This is a genomic window from Alteromonas sp. G4i35 (genome assembly GCF_054960375.1).
In genome coordinates this window covers 79,982-100,827 of record NZ_JBHNZD010000019.1, presented here as the reverse complement: position 1 = coordinate 100,827, position 20,846 = coordinate 79,982, and the positions used below count along the sequence as shown (strand labels likewise).

General features: G+C 44.3%; 21 protein-coding genes. 15 read left to right on the top strand and 6 right to left on the bottom strand.

The annotated features are described in order from the left end of the window. Positions 1-172 precede the first annotated feature (172 nt). From ACFI6L_RS13665 to ACFI6L_RS13640, 6 genes are all read left to right on the top strand, one after another. Entirely contained in the window at positions 173-1,357 is a 1,185-nt protein-coding gene (locus tag ACFI6L_RS13665; protein ID WP_462574203.1) for a D-alanyl-D-alanine carboxypeptidase family protein, read from the top strand. A 101-nt stretch (positions 1,358-1,458) separates the two neighbouring features. Continuing rightward, positions 1,459-1,722, top strand: a complete 264-nt coding sequence (gene ybeD, locus ACFI6L_RS13660; RefSeq protein ID WP_014949347.1) for a DUF493 family protein YbeD — start codon at positions 1,459-1,461, stop codon at positions 1,720-1,722. Beyond that, positions 1,723-2,394, top strand: a complete 672-nt coding sequence (gene lipB, locus ACFI6L_RS13655) for a lipoyl(octanoyl) transferase LipB (protein ID WP_278344094.1) — start codon at positions 1,723-1,725, stop codon at positions 2,392-2,394. It begins immediately after the preceding gene. Further along, positions 2,387-3,349, top strand: a complete 963-nt coding sequence (gene lipA, locus ACFI6L_RS13650) for a lipoyl synthase (protein ID WP_049588697.1) — start codon at positions 2,387-2,389, stop codon at positions 3,347-3,349. The genes lipB and lipA overlap by 8 nt, the downstream gene beginning before the upstream one ends. 190 nt (positions 3,350-3,539) lie before the next feature. After that, entirely contained in the window at positions 3,540-4,547 is a 1,008-nt protein-coding gene (gene ansA, locus ACFI6L_RS13645; protein WP_039229460.1) for an asparaginase, read from the top strand. Positions 4,548-4,588: 41 nt separating this feature from the next. After that, positions 4,589-5,428 (top strand): DUF2797 domain-containing protein, encoded by an 840-nt coding sequence (locus ACFI6L_RS13640; RefSeq protein ID WP_462574202.1) that lies wholly within the window; start codon positions 4,589-4,591, stop codon positions 5,426-5,428. Between the two features lie 100 nt (positions 5,429-5,528). Here ACFI6L_RS13640 and ACFI6L_RS13635 read toward each other — a convergent pair whose 3' ends face one another. Together ACFI6L_RS13635 and ACFI6L_RS13630 are read right to left on the bottom strand one after the other, a co-directional pair. Then, a complete protein-coding gene (locus tag ACFI6L_RS13635; RefSeq protein WP_014949342.1) occupies positions 5,529-6,080 on the bottom strand; it encodes an NAD(P)H nitroreductase in 552 nt (183 codons plus the stop codon). A 169-nt stretch (positions 6,081-6,249) separates the two neighbouring features. Beyond that, complete coding sequence (locus ACFI6L_RS13630) at positions 6,250-6,861, bottom strand: HvfX family Cu-binding RiPP maturation protein (RefSeq protein WP_014949341.1); 612 nt, start codon at positions 6,859-6,861, stop codon at positions 6,250-6,252. A 44-nt stretch (positions 6,862-6,905) separates the two neighbouring features. On the opposite strand from ACFI6L_RS13630, the gene ACFI6L_RS13625 reads away from it, so the two are divergent. The 3 genes from ACFI6L_RS13625 (at position 6,906) to ACFI6L_RS13615 (ending at position 9,688) form a co-directional block, all read left to right on the top strand. After that, positions 6,906-7,097 carry a hypothetical protein gene (locus ACFI6L_RS13625; protein ID WP_014949340.1) on the top strand — a complete coding sequence of 64 codons (192 nt, stop codon included), beginning with the start codon at positions 6,906-6,908 and terminating at the stop codon, positions 7,095-7,097. A gap of 162 nt (positions 7,098-7,259) precedes the next feature. Beyond that, the gene (sppA, locus tag ACFI6L_RS13620; RefSeq protein WP_061485796.1) at positions 7,260-9,125 is read left to right on the top strand and encodes a signal peptide peptidase SppA; all 1,866 of its coding nucleotides are present in this window, start codon (positions 7,260-7,262) and stop codon (positions 9,123-9,125) included. 47 nt (positions 9,126-9,172) lie between these two features. After that, a complete protein-coding gene (locus ACFI6L_RS13615; RefSeq protein WP_309146368.1) occupies positions 9,173-9,688 on the top strand; it encodes a SprT family zinc-dependent metalloprotease in 516 nt (171 codons plus the stop codon). Between the two features lie 44 nt (positions 9,689-9,732). Here ACFI6L_RS13615 and yfbV read toward each other — a convergent pair whose 3' ends face one another. Beyond that, on the bottom strand, positions 9,733-10,182 hold the full coding sequence (gene yfbV / locus ACFI6L_RS13610) for a terminus macrodomain insulation protein YfbV (RefSeq protein WP_014979203.1): 450 nt from the start codon (positions 10,180-10,182) through the stop codon (positions 9,733-9,735). Between the two features lie 538 nt (positions 10,183-10,720). Here yfbV and trxB point away from each other — a divergent pair. From trxB to infA, 4 genes are all read left to right on the top strand, one after another. Further along, the gene (trxB, locus tag ACFI6L_RS13605) at positions 10,721-11,686 is read left to right on the top strand and encodes a thioredoxin-disulfide reductase (RefSeq protein WP_014949336.1); all 966 of its coding nucleotides are present in this window, start codon (positions 10,721-10,723) and stop codon (positions 11,684-11,686) included. A 50-nt stretch (positions 11,687-11,736) separates the two neighbouring features. Beyond that, positions 11,737-12,483 carry a leucyl/phenylalanyl-tRNA--protein transferase gene (gene aat, locus ACFI6L_RS13600; RefSeq protein WP_061486964.1) on the top strand — a complete coding sequence of 249 codons (747 nt, stop codon included), beginning with the start codon at positions 11,737-11,739 and terminating at the stop codon, positions 12,481-12,483. Then, positions 12,480-13,202, top strand: a complete 723-nt coding sequence (locus ACFI6L_RS13595; RefSeq protein WP_014949334.1) for an arginyltransferase — start codon at positions 12,480-12,482, stop codon at positions 13,200-13,202. Before aat ends, ACFI6L_RS13595 begins: the two co-directional genes overlap by 4 nt. 75 nt (positions 13,203-13,277) lie before the next feature. Further along, entirely contained in the window at positions 13,278-13,496 is a 219-nt protein-coding gene (gene infA, locus ACFI6L_RS13590) for a translation initiation factor IF-1 (protein ID WP_014949333.1), read from the top strand. A 178-nt stretch (positions 13,497-13,674) separates the two neighbouring features. Here infA and clpA read toward each other — a convergent pair whose 3' ends face one another. After that, on the bottom strand, positions 13,675-15,951 hold the full coding sequence (gene clpA / locus ACFI6L_RS13585) for an ATP-dependent Clp protease ATP-binding subunit ClpA (protein WP_014949332.1): 2,277 nt from the start codon (positions 15,949-15,951) through the stop codon (positions 13,675-13,677). 24 nt (positions 15,952-15,975) lie between these two features. Further along, entirely contained in the window at positions 15,976-16,296 is a 321-nt protein-coding gene (clpS, locus tag ACFI6L_RS13580) for an ATP-dependent Clp protease adapter ClpS (RefSeq protein WP_014949331.1), read from the bottom strand. A 243-nt stretch (positions 16,297-16,539) separates the two neighbouring features. Between clpS and cspD the strand changes: the two genes are divergently transcribed. After that, on the top strand, positions 16,540-16,758 hold the full coding sequence (gene cspD, locus ACFI6L_RS13575; protein ID WP_014949330.1) for a cold shock domain-containing protein CspD: 219 nt from the start codon (positions 16,540-16,542) through the stop codon (positions 16,756-16,758). Positions 16,759-17,236: 478 nt separating this feature from the next. Here the strand turns inward: cspD and ACFI6L_RS13570 are convergent, their stop codons facing one another. Beyond that, a complete protein-coding gene (locus tag ACFI6L_RS13570; RefSeq protein WP_075176505.1) occupies positions 17,237-19,456 on the bottom strand; it encodes an NADP-dependent isocitrate dehydrogenase in 2,220 nt (739 codons plus the stop codon). 513 nt (positions 19,457-19,969) lie between these two features. Between ACFI6L_RS13570 and ACFI6L_RS13565 the strand changes: the two genes are divergently transcribed. Further along, positions 19,970-20,512, top strand: coding sequence for an rRNA large subunit pseudouridine synthase E (locus ACFI6L_RS13565; RefSeq protein WP_049586714.1), 543 nt, complete (start codon positions 19,970-19,972; stop codon positions 20,510-20,512). The last annotated feature ends 334 nt before the right edge of the window (positions 20,513-20,846 follow it).

The following is a 20,846-nucleotide window of genomic DNA, read 5'->3' as shown; positions in this document are numbered from 1 at the left end:
TAAGATCTCTCGTCACCTCAAATAATAAGTAGGTGAAACAACAGAATTCGGTTACGAACTGGACAAAAGCTAAAATTGGGTAGCCATGTTTTGCGGTCATCGTTTCGCGGTCATCGCAACAATAGGGTAAGCTTTAACTCACACGGATAAAACGGTCAAAGAAATTAGAACCATGCTCAGAATAATTCAACGCGCTAAACCGTCATTACTTTCATTTGCCTTTTTGGTGATAGGCACTTTACTACACACAGCAAATGCTGCCGTAGTCACTCCGCCTGCTCCTTCAGTTGCCGCAGAAGGTTTTCTTCTAACCGACTTTGAAACGCGTCATGTGATTGCATCTAAAAATGCGGACATGCAGCTTGCTCCTGCGAGCTTAACGAAAATAATGACTATTTATGTTATTGGCAAAGAATTACAGGCCGGTAACATCAGCTTAGACGACGAAGTGACTATCTCGGAAAACGCATGGGCGAAGAAATTCCCTGACTCGTCAAAAATGTTTATTGAAGTAGGTACACAAGTTTCAGTACGTGACTTACTGCGTGGCATTGTTGTGCAGTCAGGTAACGACGCCTGTGTTGCTATGGCAGAACACGTAGCAGGTTCAGAATCTGCTTTTGCCAGCATGATGAATGCACACACGGCATCACTTGGCATGAGTGGTTCTCACTGGGTTAATGCTCACGGTCTTCACGACCCTGACCACTACACTACCCCTCGTGACATGGCGATTCTGTCTCGCGCGCTTATCGCAGAAACGCCAGAAATGTACAAGATTTATAGCGAGAAGGAATTCACCTACAACGGCATTAAGCAATACAACCGCAATAGCCTGTTATGGGACAAAAGCTTAAACGTTGATGGCATTAAAACTGGCCACACGTCTGATGCGGGCTACAGCCTAATCACTTCTGCAGAGCAAGGCGGTATGCGTCTAATCTCTGTAGTTATGGGGACTGATAGCGAACGTGCACGTAAAGTTGAAAACAAAAAGCTACTTAAGTATGGCTTCCGTTTTTACGAGACACTTACGCCATACCAAGCTGGTCATAGTTTCGTTGCTCACCGCATCTATATGGGTGATAGAGAGACAGTAGACCTTGGAATTAATCAATCTACCCCCATTACTATTCCACGCGGTCAGGCGGCTAATTTAGAAGCTAACTTCGAACTTGATGACAAGCTTGAAGCACCACTTGCAAAAGGTCAGGTTGTTGGAAAACTTTATCTACAACTAGACGGTGAAGATGTGGCTAGCTATCCCCTAGTTACCCTTCAAGAAGTAAAAGAAGGCAGCTTCTTTAATCGCATGAAAGACTACATTATGCTTCAGCTAGGATTTGACGACGAGTAAACACCTTTACTGAATACGTTAAAAAGCTAGTTGTGAAGCGGCCAGATTTGTTACAATCTGGCCGTTTTTTTATATGATATTTTAAGTACCAAGGATATCGCATGGATACCCGTTTCGACGAATTACTAGATTTTCCAACAAACCAAACGTTTAAAGTCATGGGCGTTGCTCATGAAGACCTACCTCAACAGGTAGTGAGCTGCCTTCAGCAACATGCGCCAGGCGATTACTCGCCTAACGTAAAACCAAGTAGTAAAGGTACTTACCACTCGGTGTCTATCAGTGTGCGTGTAACCAGCAAAGAGCACATGGAAACCATTTACACTGAACTTGCCAAATTAGAGCTGGTTAGGGTTGTACTTTAAGTGAATGAGCAGTCGATAGCGTCTGACGCAAACGGCGTTATAGTACGTCAGTTAGGGCGTCAGCCGTATGAGCCTATCTTCGAGGCAATGAAACGCTTCACCGATGAGCGATACCAAAATACCCAAGATGAAATTTGGCTTGTTGAACACGATGCCGTCTTTACGCAAGGACAAGCAGGCAAAGCTGAACACATACTTATGCCTGGTGATATTCCTGTTGTTCAGGTTGACCGAGGTGGCCAAGTGACCTATCACGGTCCAGGCCAACAAGTGATTTATCTGATGCTAAACATTAAGCGCAGAAAGCTAGGTGTTCGCCATTTAGTCACTGCTATGGAAGAAGCGGTGGTCGGACTACTTGGAAAATACGGCGTAACCGCGTATCCAAAGCCCGATGCGCCTGGCGTATACGTCGATGAGAAGAAAGTTTGTTCATTAGGTTTAAGAATACGTAATGGCTGCTCGTTTCATGGCTTAGCTTTAAATGTTAATATGGACTTATCACCGTTTCAGCGTATTAATCCTTGCGGTTATGCCGGTATGGAAATGATCGATACCGCGCGCCTCAATGGTCCAACTACGCTTGAGACCGCTGGTAATGAATTAACGCATTTGTTGCTAGAAGCGCTTTCCATTGCACAGCCAACATACAAAGAAGGTTTTGATGAGTAATGCACGACCTCAAGCGGGGATAAAACTCCGTGATGATGAAAAAGTAAAACACATTCCCGTCACTATTATTCCTACTGAAAAGGAAGAAATGCTGCGCAAGCCGGAGTGGATTAAAATCAAGCTTCCTCGTACTACCGAGAAAATTGATCACATCAAACAGACACTTCGCAAAAACAATCTTCACTCTGTGTGTGAAGAAGCGAGTTGTCCTAACCTTGCCGAGTGTTTCAACCACGGTACAGCCACCTTTATGATTCTAGGTGATATTTGTACTCGTCGTTGTCCTTTCTGTGACGTAGCCCACGGTAAACCTCTGCCTCCTAGTGCAGAAGAGCCTGAGAAGCTGGCTAAAACCATTGCAGAAATGAATTTGCGCTATGTGGTTATTACTTCTGTTGACCGCGATGACCTTCGCGACGGTGGCGCTCAGCATTTCGTAGATTGTATTAACGCCATTCGCGAACACAGTCCAACAACGACAATCGAAGTATTAGTACCCGATTTTCGTGGACGTATGGATCGTGCACTTGAGATTTTCAAAGACGGCGTGCCTGATGTGTTCAACCACAACTTAGAGACGATCCCGCGTTTATACCGTGAATGTCGCCCTGGCGCGAATTACCAATGGTCGTTGGATTTGCTTAAGAAGTTTAAAGCGCAACACCCTGACGTGATGACCAAATCTGGTCTGATGATGGGTATGGGCGAAGAGAACGAAGAAATTCAAGGCGTACTTGATGATCTGCGCGCTCACAATGTGGACATGCTTACGCTGGGTCAATACCTTCAGCCAAGCCGTCACCACTACCCGGTTAAGCGCTACGTACACCCTAAGGAATTCGACGCCCTTGGTGACTACGCAAAAGAAATTGGCTTCACGCATGCAGCATGTGGCCCAATGGTCCGCTCGAGCTACCATGCAGACCAACAAGCAGCGGGTAAAGAAGTTAAGTAGTACCGAACTTCAGCATAGGGCTCAGCCTAACGTTGCTAAAAAGTTGATACAGAATAAAAGCGGTGATCTTCACCGCTTTTTTGTGCCTTCGTATTTCAGGGTGACAAACCCGTGGGTATTGTTAGAATGCCCGTCAAATTACGCTATCCCCTTTTGAAAAGTATTCCCAAATTAAGGGTAAGGTCATTTCATGCGCAAACATATATATATTGCCTATACAGGTGGAACTATTGGTATGAAGCCGTCTAAACAAGGCTACGTACCCGCTGCAGGCTTCTTGTCAGACACACTGAAAAAGATGCCGGAGTTTCACCGTTCTGAAATGCCCCTTTTTACCCTGCATGAATACGATAACCTTATCGATTCATCAGACATGGATCCGTCTGACTGGCAGCGTATTGCCGATGATATCGCCAACAACTACGACAAGTACGATGGCTTCATTATTTTGCACGGTACAGACACCATGGCATACACCGCCTCGGCGTTGAGTTTCATGCTTGAGGATTTGTCAAAACCTGTCATTGTTACCGGTTCTCAAATTCCATTGGCAGAGCTTCGCTCAGATGGTCAAGTCAACCTTCTAAACGCGTTATATGTTGCCGCGAACTTCCCCATTGCCGAAGTCGGACTGTTCTTCAACAACAGACTACTTCGTGGCAACCGCAGCCGCAAAGTAGATGCAGATGGATTCAGTGCCTTTGACTCCCCTAACTTTCCTCCACTGTTAGAAGCTGGCATTAACATTCGTCTGAAAGCCGGTGAATTAGCGAAGACACCAAATAACACCTTAACGGTATCGAACGTCAAAGCCCAACCGATCGGCATGGTAAGTTTGTATCCCGGTATTGCGCCAGAGGTGATTAAAAACACGCTACAGCAACCTGTGAACGCGTTGATTTTACTGAGTTATGGTGTGGGCAATGCACCTCAGAACCCTGAGCTTATTGCACAGTTAAAATACGCAAAAGCCAGAGAAATTCCTGTTTTGAATTGTACCCAGTGTATGCGCGGTCGCGTAAACATGGGTGGCTATGCCACTGGCCATGGCCTACAAGAAGTAGGAGTTTTATCGGGTAGCGATATGACGCCCGAGGCTGCCCTCGCGAAACTGCACTACTTATTAAGTAAAGGGCTTCCTTTTGAGGAAATAAGCCATCTATTAACGCAAAACTTGCGCGGCGAATTAAGCGACTAACAGCGTTACAAATAAAGTTTTTAAGAAAAAGGTTTCAACAAGTGACAACAACATATTCGGGTATGCTTAAAAAAATGCGTACCTCCGCCGATGAAAACAATACCGTGCACTACTCGCTTCCAATTGGTGATGAGTTGGTAGATATCAATTCTCTTATCGGCAAGGAAGTGACGGTAACCTACTCTGGTGACATCAACTGTGTTCACTGCAACCGCAAAACCAAAAAAAGCTTCAACCAAGGATACTGCTACCCGTGTTTGATATCGCTGGCACAATGCGATAGCTGCATTATTAAGCCAGAAAAGTGCCATTACCACGAAGGGACGTGCAGAGAACCTCAGTGGGGTGAAGAACATTGCTTTAGCGAGCATTTTGTTTATTTGGCTAACACAGGTACGGTAAAAGTGGGCATCACTCGTCAAGTCACCGAAGGCGTGTCTACCCGTTGGATGGATCAAGGAGCTACGCAAGCTACCGTAATGCTGCGAGTTCCTGACAGGCTTACCAGTGGTTTGGTTGAAACGTTATGCAAAGATCACATTGCAGATAAAACCAATTGGCGAACAATGTTAAAGGGCAAACCTGACGAGGTTGATTTAGAACAGGTCAAAACCGAATTAATGGGTAAAATTGAAAGTGAGCTAGAAGCGCTGAAGCAAGAAAAAGGGCTTCAAGCAGTATCAGAAGTGACTACGCCTATCCATGATATTCATTACCCTGTTGAAGATTATCCGGTAAAGATAAAATCTTTAAACTTAGATAAGACACCGTCATTTACTGGTGTGTTGCAAGGTATCAAAGGGCAATACTGGTTGCTAGATGGCGATCGCGTTATTAATATCAGGAAGTTCGCTGGTTATAATGTAGACCTATCTTTCTAGGTTAAATGTTAGGGTCTTATTTTAGCTTACTTATAAAAATAAGACCCTTCTTACTCGCCGCTAGCTATCTAATGCGGCAGTTTATTCAAATAGGTATCAACTACTGCCAGAATTCAAAGTAGTCGTTACTATTTCTTTGCGGTTTAGGTGCAGGCTCAAACGCTGGTGTTCCTAAATATAAGAAACCTACCAGCTCGTCTTCTTCACTTAAACCTAATCCGTTTCTTACCGTCTCACAGTGTGCGTAGCCACCGGTGCGCCACATGCCGTTAAACCCTTGTGCTACTGCTGCCATTTGCATCGCCATGACGCCACAGCTTGCCGACGCTATCTGCTCAACACGCGGTACCTTTTCATGTTCCACATGCTTTGCGATGGCTACGATAACCATAGGTGCGCGGTGAGGAAGCTGCACGGCACGTTCAATTTCTTTCTGCGACTTTTCATTTTCAATAGCGGATTGCTCATAGAGTGCACCTAGCTTATCCAGCCCTTTTCCTGTGCACACAATAAAACGCCACGGAGTAAGACAAGCATGGTCTGGGGCACGTAGTGCAGCCTGCATAATATTCTCTAAGGCATCACCACTAGGTGCTGGCGCTTCCAATCGAGGCTGAGAACTTCTGTTGAGTAACAATGTTAATGCGTCCATTTACGTCCCTACTTTATTTTTTCGCGTTGCTGTTATCACGCTTCGATTTTCATAATCGAGACAAGCGTGCCAACAACAATAATTTACCTAACCTGAATGCTAGATCCTACGGTTCATAAACGAAAAAGACCAGAAAATTCCGGCCTTTTGTACAGCAAATGGAGCGTCCCTAATTACTTTTAGAACGCATGGCTTTATTCACATAGTAATCGACACTAAAGAAGCGTCCACCACCATAGATAAACAAAACTAAAAGCATAATAAAATAGGTCGCAGCGAATTCGATGCCGTTGTTAAGTACCACAAAGTTACCGCTGGATGTAAGCCAGTCATAATGGCCATGCTCTTGTAACAATGATTTAGCTGCCGCAAGCTTTTCTGGCGCAGCCATAATGTTTTCATTCAGTAAGATTGTACCGTCGGCTAACCATGAAGACGCATCAGCAATAGCGAGCCATCCATTCTTAGCGTGAACACTCACCATAGCGACTATCATGGTTACCATTAATGGAATACTCACCAAGCGCGTCAATGCACCCAATAACAATAGAACACCGCCCACGAGTTCTGCGGCTGTAGCTAAGAACGCCATTACCAAAGGCATTGGTAAACCAAGCCCATAATCATCGTTACCAAACCAATCTACAATACTGTCGAAACTGGATGCTTTATTCCAGCCAGCCTGTATCATCACTGGTGCTAAATACAAGCGTAATAAAAGTAAAGGAATGCCATCTGCCACTTGCAGTCGGGCTACGATTTGTTGGTAAATGTGTGTCATTGTTTTGCCTACTTTGTGTGATTAAGAAATAAGAACGGCACTTTATGAAAAAAATTTCATCGCGCGAAAATAAGCCCTCACCGTTTTTACGACTAATGAAAAAGGGCCATGGAAAAACCGGCTATAAAGCAAAGAATGGAAAATTTCTTATGACGATGAGCGAGGATAGTCACAAACGTATTGCCTCTCTCATTCGAAAGTGGCTGGAACAAGACGAAAAAAAGAACGCAGAATAAAAGTCATCGTAAGTCGCCGAAAACAAAGACACTCACAAAAAATTACAATTAAGTTCGCGATCTTACTCGATTTAGGTAACATAATAGAATGCAGTACGTGAGTAAGGTATGCCTGATCTATCTTGCTCTGGTTAGTTAATTCAAAAAAAGGTAGTGATTAAAATGGCAGCCAAAGGAAATTGGACTAAATCCTTGTTTATTGGCTTGTGGACGGTGCTTAACTTCACCCGCAAACTTTTCTTTAATTTGATATTCATTGTTATTTTTGTTGGATTGATAATCGCAATAACTGGTCAGGACGATGAACAGTTTACCGTAAACAAAGACAGTGCTTTGTTTCTTACGCTTAACGGCAAGCTAGTTATAGAAAAAGAAAGCATTGATCCTTTCGAACAGTTCTTACAAGAATCGCTAGGCAGTGAACCTGAAAACCCAGAAGTACTGGTACGCGATGTAGTGAAAGTGCTTGAAAATGCGCAAAAAGATCGCCGTATTAAAGCTTTGGTTCTTGACCTTCAAGGTCTTACCGGAGGTGGTTTAGACAAGTTGCGCACCGTAGCTAATGCTATTGACGCATTTAAAGAATCTGAAAAGCCCGTTTATGCCATTGGTGATTACTTTTCCCAAGACCAATATTACTTGGCAGCACACGCTGATAGCATCTATCTGAACCCAATGGGCGGGTTAATGTTTGAAGGCTACGGCCGTTATGGCATGTACTTCAAAGACATGCTAGAAAAGTTAAAAGTAACCACGCATATCTTCCGGGTTGGTACTTATAAATCTGCTGTTGAGCCTATCATGCGAAATGATATGTCTGAAGAAGCAAAAGAAGCGGAGAAACAGTGGTTAGATGGTTACTGGGCGCAATACAAAGCGGATGTAGCAGCAGCTCGCGGTATCGATGAAGCAAACTTTGACGAGACCCTTGAAGGTTTATTAGCAAAGTTTGAAGCGGCAGGCGGCGATTTCGCACAGTATGCGCTTGAGAATAATTGGGTAGACGCATTGAAGACCCGCGAAGAAGTAAGATTGGAGCTTACTGAGTTAGTCGGTGAAGATGAAAACAATCACGGCGTTAACCTCACTTCGTTCAATACCTATCTTAAAGTTGTTAACCCGCCTATGCCGGTTATCGAGTCAGATATGGATAAAGTGGCGATTGTAGTTGCCAAGGGCACCATCTTAGACGGTAATCAAAAAGCCGGTACTATAGGTGGAGACAGCACCGCTCGTCTTTTAAGAAAGGCACGTCTAGACGACAACGTAAAAGCAGTGGTTCTTCAGATTGATTCTCCTGGAGGCAGCGCATTCGCCTCTGAAATTATCCGTCAGGAAGTGTTGCAGCTACAACAAGCAGGTAAGCCCGTTATTGCTTCTATGAGTACCTATGCAGCTTCAGGCGGTTATTGGATTGCGGCAAGTACCGATAGAATAATTGCAAGCCCTAGCACAATTACAGGCTCGATTGGCGTGTTTGGTATGTTTATGACCTACGAGAATTCACTGGATTATTTAGGTATTCACAGTGACGGTGTGGGCTCTACAGAGCTTGCAGGCTTCTCTACTGTGCGCCCACTAGCACCAGAATTCGGTCAGATTCTTCAGCGCAACGTTGAAAACACTTACGGAAACTTCTTGTCGTTGGTTTCAAATGCTCGTGGTATGTCGGTAGAAGAAGTGGATAGGGTTGCCCAAGGACGCGTGTGGATTGGCGAAGATGCAATTGAACTTGGCTTGGTAGACCAGCTTGGTACGGTTGACGATGCTGTAGTTGCTGCGGCCGAGCTCGCCGAGCTAGAAAATTATGATACATTCTACGTACAACGTACGTTGAGTGCCCAGGAAATTTTCTGGAAGGAATTCTTTGGCCAGGCAATGACGTTTGTGGGCAAATGGCAGTTTGCCCATGCCGACTCTGCACTGGTAAATGAATTTAAGCGCGTACTTAAAGAGTTCAGTTTAGTAAACCAACTAAACGACCCTAAGGGTACCTACGTGCTATGTTTACCTTGTGACGTTAAATAATACGCGCAGCAAATAAGTAGAAACAGTAAAAAGACAGAGGCAGCAACATCGCTTCAAATGACTTAACTCAAGAACAGCGTCGCGTTATTACCGACGCTGTTTTTTATTGCTATGAGCAAGCAGAGCAATACTTCAAGCAAACGTTCAAGCGCCCTACCATCACTTTTAGACGGTCGGGGAAAAATGCGGGCACTGCGTTTTTACAGCAAAACCGCGTGAATTTTCACCCACTTCTGTTTAAAGATAATATCGATGCCTTTTTAAGTGACGTGGTACCACACGAAGTCAGCCATTTGTTGGTATGGGTTCTGTTTGGCAGAGTTCAGCCCCACGGCAAAGAATGGCAGTCGATAATGCGCAGCGTATTTAACTGCACGCCTAATGCTACCCATCAATTTGACGTGAAACGGGTAGCCCGCACTTTTCATTATGTGTGTGACTGTGACACTTATGCGCTAAGTACACGCAGACACAATAACATTTCAAAAGGGGCACAATACAAATGTAGGAAGTGTCAGGCCTTGCTTCGCGCACCAGACGTTGGCAGCCTAAAAGCCAATTGACCCAAGACGCTGTCTGGCGAGCGGTATTTACAGGATACGTGCTGTTAATTAAACCAGTGTTTAGTAAATGCGTTGTCTAAATCGTTAAACGCTGTCTTAAGAAGTTGCGCTAGCTCTTTATATTTTGGTTTTGATTTAGCATTGGTCATAGCCACACCTTGCGAGCGCATTTTTGAGTGGATTTCTTGGTACCAGCTTTTCAGTTGTGGTGGAAGGTATTGGTCAGAGCGATGTCCTAGCCAAAGCAAACCTTGCATAGGCAGACTTAAGAAGAAAGCACCTATGGTAATGGTTTGAGGTAGATAATCGGCGCCTAAACTCTGATAGAGCAGCGCGCATGAAACCATTGCCACTGGCGGCATGGTTTTAATTGCAAACTTAGTCGCTGCTACAACTCTACACTCTGGGAAAAAGGCATAGAGTTCTTTTCTTACAGGCCATGTCTTCATGTACTGCTGACCGTTTTTCAACATTGTCATTATTGATTGAGACATGCCTCACCTCTTTGATAAACCTTACTATCAGCATTAATACTGATATCACTCACGTCATTATTCGATAGTTATAACTAAATTGTAATCCGCTTTTTGGCTAATACAAACTGGTTCTTCTAAATCAGTACGTAATTACAGCGATAAACTATCAACATCGATCTTATCAAATACGATTGCACTGTAGTTAATTAAGTTTCGTTGATGTGGCGGCTGCCTTTTGGTCTGCTGTGAAGATCGGCGTTGTGTAGCTAATACACCCCGCGTTAATAATTAAAAGGTATAAGTTCAATCTATCTTTAAGTGACATTTTTCTCGCTTAAAGGCATCATATAGCGCTTAAGCCTAAACATTGTGCTGCATGGCTTTGTTGTTACTTTTGTTAAAGCAAGTGAATAACGACCTGCAGATATTGCGCTGGCAAATTACTATAATAAAAGTAACTAGGTGTTGAGCTTGATTTACAGATTTTCGCCCCTACCTAGCTTTCTAAGAGAAATTTTATAAGTAACCCTATTGGGTGAATTATTTGGAGAGGAAAATGGCAGAAAGCAGACACGTCCGTCTACTTATCTTGGGTTCAGGCCCTGCAGGTTATTCAGCAGCGGTTTATGCTGCACGTGCAAACCTTAAACCTGTACTGTTAACTGGTATTCAACAAGGCGGACAGCTTACTACCACGACAGAAGTAGAAAACTGGCCGGGCGATCCTGAAGGCCTTACTGGTCCTGATCTAATGGTTCGTATGCAAAAGCATGCTGAAAAGTTCGATACTGAAATTATTTTCGATCACATCAATAAGACCGACTTTTCGAAGCGCCCTTTCACGCTTTACGGAGATAGCGGTACTTATACGTGTGACGCACTAATCATTGCTACAGGTGCTTCAGCTAAATATCTTGGTCTTGAATCAGAGCAAGCGTTTATGGGTAAAGGTGTATCTGCTTGTGCAACCTGTGACGGTTTCTTCTACCGCAATCAAAAAGTAGCGGTAATTGGTGGTGGTAACACCGCTGTTGAAGAAGCGCTTTACCTTTCAAACATTGCATCAGAAGTACATGTTATTCACAGAAGAGATAGCTTTAGAAGTGAAAAAATTCTTGAGCAACGCCTTCGTGATAAAGCAGAAAACGGTAACGTGGTATTACACTTAAACCGTACACTAGATGAAGTGCTCGGTGACGAAATGGGTGTAACCAAAGTCCGTATTAAAGATACGAACAGTGATGCCACTGAAGAGCTTGATGTTATGGGGCTATTCGTTGCTATCGGTCACAAACCGAATACCGATATCTTTGATGGCCAGCTTGAAATGAAAGATGGCTATATCGTTGTAAACAGCGGTACAAACGGCAATGCGACGCAAACAAGCGTTGAAGGTGTGTTTGCTGCAGGTGACGTGAGCGATCACATTTATCGTCAAGCCATTACATCAGCAGGTACAGGATGTATGGCGGCGCTAGATGCTGAAAAATACTTAGACGGTACGATGCCTGAACAAGGTTAATACTGTTTCCCAAGCCCTGCTGTTCAGTGGGGCTTTTTTCTGGCCCGATTATGATAGCGTTACATTACATCGAAGAAGGCGCGCCCTTCCCTCCAGTCGACACTGCATTAGACGAACCTAACGGCCTGCTAGCATTTGGTGGCGACCTCAGTCCTGCACGTTTATTTTCTGCCTACTCACAGGGCATTTTCCCTTGGTTCAGTGATGACGAACCGCTGTTGTGGTGGTCACCCGACCCCAGAGCCATTATTGAACTCGACAATTTTGTCGCATCGAAAAGCCTTAAGAAGCTTGCTCGAAAACAAAAATACACGGTAACGTTAAATTATGCGTTCGACCGAGTAATTGAAGCCTGTTCATCAACCCCTCGTAAAAACCCAAACACAGGTGAACTCAATAGCGAAACATGGATTACCGATGACATGATTGGGGCTTACCGGCAGCTCAATGGTCTGGGTTTAGCACACTCTGTGGAAGTTTGGGACGGCGAAACACTTGTGGGTGGACTATATGGCGTTGGAATTGGCAAGGTATATTGCGGTGAATCGATGTTTCACCGGGAAAGTAATACGTCAAAGCTTGCTATGATGGCGTTGGTTGAGCACATGAAGTCTCACGATATGGCCTTTATTGATTGCCAGCTTCCTACCGATCATTTGGCATCCCTTGGTGCGAATGTGTTATCCCGTGAAAACTTTATTGAAAAACTGGAAAACAACAACCACACTTTAACTGAAGACGGTAGGCTGTCAGAAGACTACCTTAATCGTTGGAAGCCAAGAGTGATTACTCCGTGAAGTTTGGTATAACCCAATCATTTTCATGCAGCTATTTGCCCGATGAGCAAGAGCAATTATTAGTATACGCCGAAAACAATGATTTTCAGGCGTGGCGATACTCGCAACTTATTCAAGTGGGATTTCGACGAAGCGGTGAACAAATTTACCGTCCACACTGCCCAGCCTGCAAGGCGTGTAAGTCGGTGCGAATTCCGGTGAATGCTTATACCCCCTCTCGCAGTCAAAAAAGGCTGTTAAAGGCCAACCAAGGGTTTCGCGTTCAGCTAGTTAGTGAAACTAAAAGCACATACTACCCGTTGTATGAACGCTACATTACAGAGCGACATGCCGACGGTAGTATGTATCCGCCGTCACGAACCCAGTTCGACAATTTCGTTTTGTGTGATTGGATGACAACCCATTACCTAGAGGCCTATGATGGCGACAAGCTCATTGCAGTGGCTGTCACTGACGTTGTCGATGCTAACGAACATATGGGTGCCCTCTCTGCGCTCTACACGTTTTTCGACCCTGACTATAGCTCTGCGTCTTTAGGTACATGGATGATACTCATGCAAATTGAGGAAGCGAGGCGTTTAGGCCACCACTATGTTTATTTGGGCTATTACGTAGAGGGCTGTCAAAAAATGTCTTATAAACACAAATTTTTGCCATTTGAGCAGTTTAGTGACAATGAATGGCATCTATTTAGCAAAAATAGTAAAATACCCACTTAATTGCTTTACACCGAACCCAAGATTGGGTATGGTCTGCGCGGCAAAAATTTTGAATTACTGAGGTAACTGCTTTACATGGCAAAAGAAGATTGTATTGAAATGGAAGGTACTGTGTTAGACACGCTACCTAACACTATGTTCCGCGTTGAACTAGAAAACGGTCACGTAGTGACTGCACACATCTCTGGTAAAATGCGTAAGAACTATATCCGTATTCTTACTGGCGATAAGGTCACCGTTGAGATGACTCCTTACGATTTGACCAAAGGTCGTATCGTTTATCGCGCAAGATAATGAGCCATTTAAGCGGTAACGCATAAAAAAAGCCCGATTAAGATCGGGCTTTTTCGTATCTGGGTTTTACCTATTTCATCCTCGAGGCGCTATCGCTTAGAATCAAAATTACTAACGAAGATTTAGCGCTTGATAGACGACATTAGTCTTTCTACCTAGCGCTACCTGCTTTATTACATTAGGTTGGCTCTGCTTCTTCAGACGTTGCACCTACACCTGTGTACTCAAAGGTGAGTTTGTCATCAACGCAGTCTACTTTAACGTTTCCGCCTTTAGATAACTCGCCAAACAATAGCTCGTTCGCCAACTCTTTCTTAAGGTCATCTTTAATGACGCGCGCCATAGGGCGTGCTCCCATTGCCTTGTCATAGCCTTTCTCAGCCATGTAAGCGCGGGCAGCACTGGTGACCTCTAGCGACACGCCTTTAACGTCAAGCTGTGCCTGAAGCTCAATAATGAACTTGTCTACCACCTGCAAGATGATTTCTGGATCAAGATGATTAAACCAAATAATACCGTCCAGGCGGTTTCTGAATTCAGGTGTAAACACCTTATTGATTTCAGACATCGCATCGTGACTATGATCTTGCTGCTTAAAGCCAATAGATTTACGTACCGTTTCTTGAACACCTGCGTTGGTGGTCATCACTAACACTACGTTTCTAAAGTCAACCTTACGTCCATTGTTATCAGTCAGCGTACCGTGGTCCATAACCTGAAGAAGAATATTGTAGATATCGCTATGCGCTTTCTCAATTTCATCTAACAGCACTACTGAGTACGGGTTTTTGATTACCGCATCTGTTAACAGACCGCCTTGGTCAAAACCAACGTAACCAGGAGGCGCACCAATTAGGCGGCTAACTGCATGACGTTCCATGTACTCAGACATATCAAAACGTACAAGCTCAACACCCATGATTTTAGCCAGCTGTTGGGTTACTTCTGTTTTACCAACACCAGTTGGACCGGCGAATAAGAAGCTACCAATTGGTTTTGCTTCAGCTCCAAGTCCAGAACGTGATAGCAATATAGCGTCATTAAGCGTCTCTATAGCCTTATCCTGACCAAACACGACCATTTTAAGGTTTCGGCCAAGGTTCTTAAGCACCTCTTTGTCAGAAGCCGATACAGACTTCTCAGGGATACGCGCCATTTTTGCAATAATTTGCTCTATGTCGCCCACACCAATCGTTTTTTTGCGCTTAGAAGGCGGCAACAAGCGCTGGCTTGCGCCTGCCTCATCCATTACATCAATGGCTTTATCTGGAAGATGACGCTCGTTGATGTATTTAGCCGACAATTCCGCCGCAGCTTGAATCGCCTTTTGAGTGAAACGCACATTGTGGTGCTCTTCGTAGCGACTCTTAAGGCCAAGCAGTATCTTTGTGGTATCGCTGACGCTAGGTTCAGTAACGTCAACTTTCTGGAAACGACGTGCAAGGGCGCGGTCTTTCTCAAAAATACCTTGATACTCTTGATATGTGGTTGAGCCAATACAGCGTAGTTCACCGCTTGATAGCTTAGGCTTAAGTAAATTTGACGCATCCATTACACCGCCCGACGCAGCGCCTGCACCAATAATGGTATGGATTTCATCAATAAACAAAATGGCGTTCTTGTCTTTACCAAGCTCTTTCAGAATTGCTTTCAAACGCTTCTCAAAGTCACCACGGTATTTGGTACCAGCAAGAAGGCCACCTAAATCCAGTGAATAAACAGTACTTTCAGCAATAACATCAGGCACGTCTTCGTTAACGATTCTGTATGCAAGACCTTCTGCGATCGCCGTTTTACCTACGCCCGCTTCACCCACAAGCAGCGGGTTGTTTTTGCGACGACGACATAGAATTTGAATAGTGCGCTCTACTTCCGAATCGCGGCCAATCAACGGGTCTATTTTGCCGTCTTTCGCGTGACGATTCAGGTCAGTTGCGTATTTGCTTAATGCTGAGCCACCTTCTTCGCCTGCTTCAGCCTCTTCCGACGCTTCAGGGTTTACGGGCTCATCATCATCCGCTTTGCTTACGCCATGGCTAATGAAGTTCACCACATCCAAGCGCGTTACATCCGCCTTCTTAAGAATATAAACGGCCTGAGACTCTTGCTCGCTGAATATAGCAACAAGTACATTGGCGCCAGTAACTTCGTCCTTACCAGACGACTGAACGTGAAATACCGCACGCTGCAGCACGCGCTGGAAACCGAGCGTGGGCTGAGTTTCGCGTTCATTTAACTGGTCATCTAAAATGAGAGGCGTAGTATCTTTAACAAAAGCTAACAGTTCGCTTTTAATTGCCTCAATATCGGCACCACATGCTTTGAGCGCATCGCGAGCAGCTGAGTTATCAAGCAATGCCAACAACAAGTGCTCAACCGTCATAAACTCATGACGATGCTCTCTGGCAAATACAAACGCGTTATTTAACGTTTGTTCTAATTCTTTATTTAACATATTGCTCGCCCTCTACAAAAAACCTTATGCCTGCTCCATCGTGCACATCAACGGGTGCTGATGTTTGCGTGCGTACTGATTAACCTGCATCACTTTTGTCTCTGCTATCTCAGCAGTAAAAATGCCACACACGGCTTTTCCTTGATAATGAACGGTCAGCATAAGTTGGTTGGCTTTCTCAGCGTCCATATTGAAAAACTGCATGAGTACCTCAATGACAAAATCCATCGGTGTATAGTCGTCATTGTTCAACAACACTTTATACATGGGAGGCGGCTGCGGCTTCTGTCGCTGCGCGTCTTTCTGTTTTTCCTTTTCGATACTAATAGCGTTGTCTTTACTCATAACTTAATAATAGTGGTTTAATGGCACATATGTGTACAAACTTTTGGATAAATTTATTCACATTTGCCCTTGACATAATATGGTTAAAAAATCTACATTTTGTATAGTGGTTTTGAGTATTGCACGTTAGCTACGACATAACTTAATGCGTAGCAGCTACAATCAATACTCTTTCCACCGTGTCTCCGGATCTATAATGGGGGCATATACTCGTGAGTTCAAGGATTAAGAGGAAGTCGAAGTATGGCGGTTGGCAAAGTTAAATGGTTTAACAACGCAAAGGGTTTTGGATTTATCGTTCCTGAGGACGGCGGCGAAGATATTTTCGCGCATTACTCTACGATTCAAATGGAAGGCTACCGTTCGCTAAAAGCGGGTCAAGAAGTAACGTTCGAAGTTCAGCAAGGGCCTAAAGGTCTTCACGCTGAGAACATTGGCTTCAAAGAAGAACCAGAGCGTTAAGAAAAGAATTTTTAAAGCCTGACCTTTTACGTCGGGCTTTTGCTTTTCTTACCATTCAAAATGTGTAGGTGCAGTAAAGCGCCCGTGCGGATAAGTGCGTTTAAATTTTCCCCACAAAAATAAGCATTACGTTATCTTAATGTTGTGTATTAAAGTTGCGTACTAGTTCAAATTAGACAATCAACGAGCTTTTTTCCTGTTCCTTTTATCTCCCGCTTATACATTCGTTTCCAAAACATAAGGTATATCGCCCTACCCCTTATTACCCCTTATACCAGTCCGCGTAGACCATTGCCTACTCAGCTAGGTTTAAAATGTTCGTAATCGCCGCGTGTTAGCGCAGGTATAGTGGTTCTACATAAAAAAGCCCTCTCGTTTGAAGAGAGGGCTTTTAAACCTTGTTTTGAAATAGCTTCTCAGGTTTGAGAGTACTATTCTATGCGCTAGACCTATAAGCCTAACGCATATACACAAAATACTATGCGCCTAAGATAGCTTTTAATGTCTTACTTGGAGACATGGTTGCGAAAAGCTTGTCTTCGTCAGGGTAGTAGTAACCACCAATTTCTTGCGCGCTACCTTGCGTTGCATCAATCTCAGCCAAGATGTCGTCAATTTTCGCAGACAACTCTTCATACACTGGCTTAAATTGCGCAGCTAGATCTGCGTCTTCCGTTTGGTTCGCTACTTCTTCAGCCCAGTATAGACCTAGGTAAACATGGCTACCACGGTTGTCCAACTGACCTGCTTTACGAAGCGGAGACTTACCGTTGTTTAGTAGTTTTTCCGTTGCTTTATCAAGTGCAGTAGCAATAACTTTTGCTTTGGTGTTGCTGTGCTTAATAGCAACATCTTCTAGCGATACAGCAAGTGCCAGGAATTCACCGAGTGAGTCCCAACGCAAGTGACCTTCTTCAACGAACTGTTGCACGTGCTTAGGTGCACTACCGCCCGCGCCCGTTTCATAAAGGCCACCACCAGCCATCAACGGAACAATTGATAGCATTTTAGCACTGGTACCAAGCTCTAGGATTGGGAACAAATCAGTAAGGTAATCACGAAGTACGTTACCCGTTACTGAAATGGTATCCAGACCGCGAATTGCACGTTCCATGCTGTAGCGAATAGCGCGTACAGGAGACATAATTTGAATGTCTAGACCGTTGGTATCATGGTCTTGTAGGTACTTTTCAACTTTCTTGATAAGTTGCGCATCGTGAGCACGTTCGTCATCTAGCCAGAATACCGCAGGCATACCAGATTGACGTGAACGCGTTACCGCTAGCTTCACCCAATCTTGAATAGGTGCGTCTTTCACCTGACACATACGCCAGATATCACCTTCTTCAACATCGTGAGAGATAAGAACATTGCCGTCTTGGTCAACAATTGAAACAGTACCGTCTGCTTCTAGTTCAAACGTTTTGTCGTGTGAACCGTACTCTTCTGCTTTTTGCGCCATTAGACCAACGTTAGGTACTGTACCCATCGTTGTCGGGTCGAATGCACCATGCGTTTTACAGAAGTTGATAACTTCTTGGTAAATGGTTGCATAAGTACTTTCTGGAATAACTGCTTTAGTGTCGTGCGCCTTTCCATCTGGTCCCCACATTTGACCAGAGTTACGGATCATTGCAGGCATAGAAGCATCAACAATTACGTCACTTGGTACGTGAAGGTTCGAGATACCTTTGTCAGAGTTAACCATCGCAATTGGCGGACGGTCGGCATAACATGCGTTGATATCTTTTTGAATTTCAGAGCGTTGGCTCTCAGGTAGGCTTGCAATTTTGTCGTAAACGCTACCAAGACCATTGTTAGGGTTAACACCTAGCTCTTCAAACAGGTCACCCCATTTGTTGAATAGATCTTTGTAAAATACTTTTACACAGTGACCGAATACGATTGGGTGAGACACCTTCATCATGGTCGCTTTTACGTGTAGTGAGAAAAGAATGCCTGTGTTTTTCGCATCTTCAATTTGCTCTTCGAAGAATTCACACAGCGCTTTTTTGCTCATAAACATGCCGTCGATAACTTCGCCAGCTAGCAAATCTACACGCGGTTTAAGGGTTTTCTTGCTGCCATCTTTACCCGTAAATTCGATGCTAACGTGACCGTCTTTCTCAACTGTCACTGATTTCTCACCAGAGTAGAAATCACCACCGCGCATGTGCGCTACGTGCGAACGAGAAGCTTGAGACCACTCACCCATTGAATGCGGGTGCTTACGGGCATAGTTCTTCACCGCTGTCGGTGCACGACGGTCCGAGTTACCTTCACGTAGCACAGGGTTTACCGCACTACCTAATACTTTACCGTAACGCTCGCGAATTTCTTCGTCTTCAGCTGTTTTCGGTGAATCAGGGAACGCAGGTACGTTGAAGCCTTTAGCGTTTAATTCTTTAATAGTTGCACGAAGCTGTGGAATTGAGGCACTGATGTTTGGAAGCTTGATGATGTTAGCATTCGGGTCTTGGGTCATCTCACCCAGTTCTGCTAATGCGTCTGGCACTCTTTGCTCTTCAGAAAGATACTCTGGGAAATTTGCCAAAACACGTGCAGCAAGTGAAATATCGCTTAGCTCAACGTCGATATCTGCAGCCGCAGCAAACTTCTGGATGATTGGAAGAAGTGAGTAAGTCGCCAGCATTGGCGCTTCATCAGTCTTCGTGTAGATGATCTTAGACTTGGTCATTATATACCTCAATTTTCTCGACAGGGTACTGTCGTCTTTAGTCCATTAGGTCGCAACAACCCGCAACATGTTCATGTCACGCCCACAGTCATTGCGAAACGTATTTGATGTTTTCCACCTTTTGCTTTTATTAAGCACTAGGTCACTTGCTGTTTTCTTCCCTACATATTATTCAATTCCCTATGTTAGCAATATGCATCTCATGGCTTTGCACTCGACTACCTAGTCGTACGCAATTTCGAGATACGATGTATAAGCAAGCCCGCTTATCACTGCTAAAACTGTCTAATAATTATGCAGATGCGCTCTCTTATAAAAATGGGAGCGACCATTAGTATAGGGTCGAAAGTTTGAGTTACAAGTCATACCATTGTCTTAACTCATAAGATCACCGAATTTATCGACAAACTTCATTGAGCAAACCACTATTTGCGGTTGATTTTCCCATGCGAAGCATCGTCATTTGTCGTAAAATCCCCCCCGAAATTTTGAATTTAAACAAGCGGAAGTAATATGTCTTCAAACGCTAAAGTGGTGCTTTTTAATAAGCCCTTTCAAGTTCTTTCTCAATTTACTGATGCAGACGGTAGAGAAACCCTAAAGGACTATATTGATGTTCCCGGTGTGTATGCCGCAGGACGACTCGACAGAGATTCGGAAGGTCTTCTCGTACTCACCAATGACGGAAAGCTTCAGCATAAACTTGCTAACCCAAAAGCTAAAACCAGCAAAACCTATTGGGTGCAAGTTGAAGGTATTATGGACGAAAAAGCAATGCAGGCGCTGCGTGACGGTGTAGAATTAAAAGATGGAATGACTCGCCCCGCGAAAGTAAAAGCCATGGAAGCACCTGGCGTGTGGCCGCGGAATCCGCCCGTACGTTTTAGACAGTCGATCCCTACTAGCTGGGTAGAAATTACCATTACAGAAGGCAGAAACAGACAAGTGCGACGTATGACAGCGCACGTCGGCTACCCCACCCTTCGGCTCATCAGATATCGCGTGGGTAATTGGACCATTGATGGTATTGATAATGGCAGCTACGTTCACTTTTAAAGGCAATTCAATTTCTAATACTTGAAATCACCTTCCTTGACCACACTAAAAGAGGCACCGAAACATCACGGATTTTTAGCGCTGTTAAAGGTTGCTGTTCATCTTTGCATATAGACAATTTTTTACAGCAAAGGCCAACGGCCGCTTGGCACATATTTAATTACTTAATCAGATAAGGATTAAATGTGAATTAGCTATCGGAATCTGATAAAATCCGCGACCTCGAAAACGGACCGATTTGTAAGTGGCTGATTAGTGGTATAGCCCACTGAGTGGGTAAGCGCCTTAGCATATTTATCAACATGTTAATTGGTGACTGATTTAACAAATACGG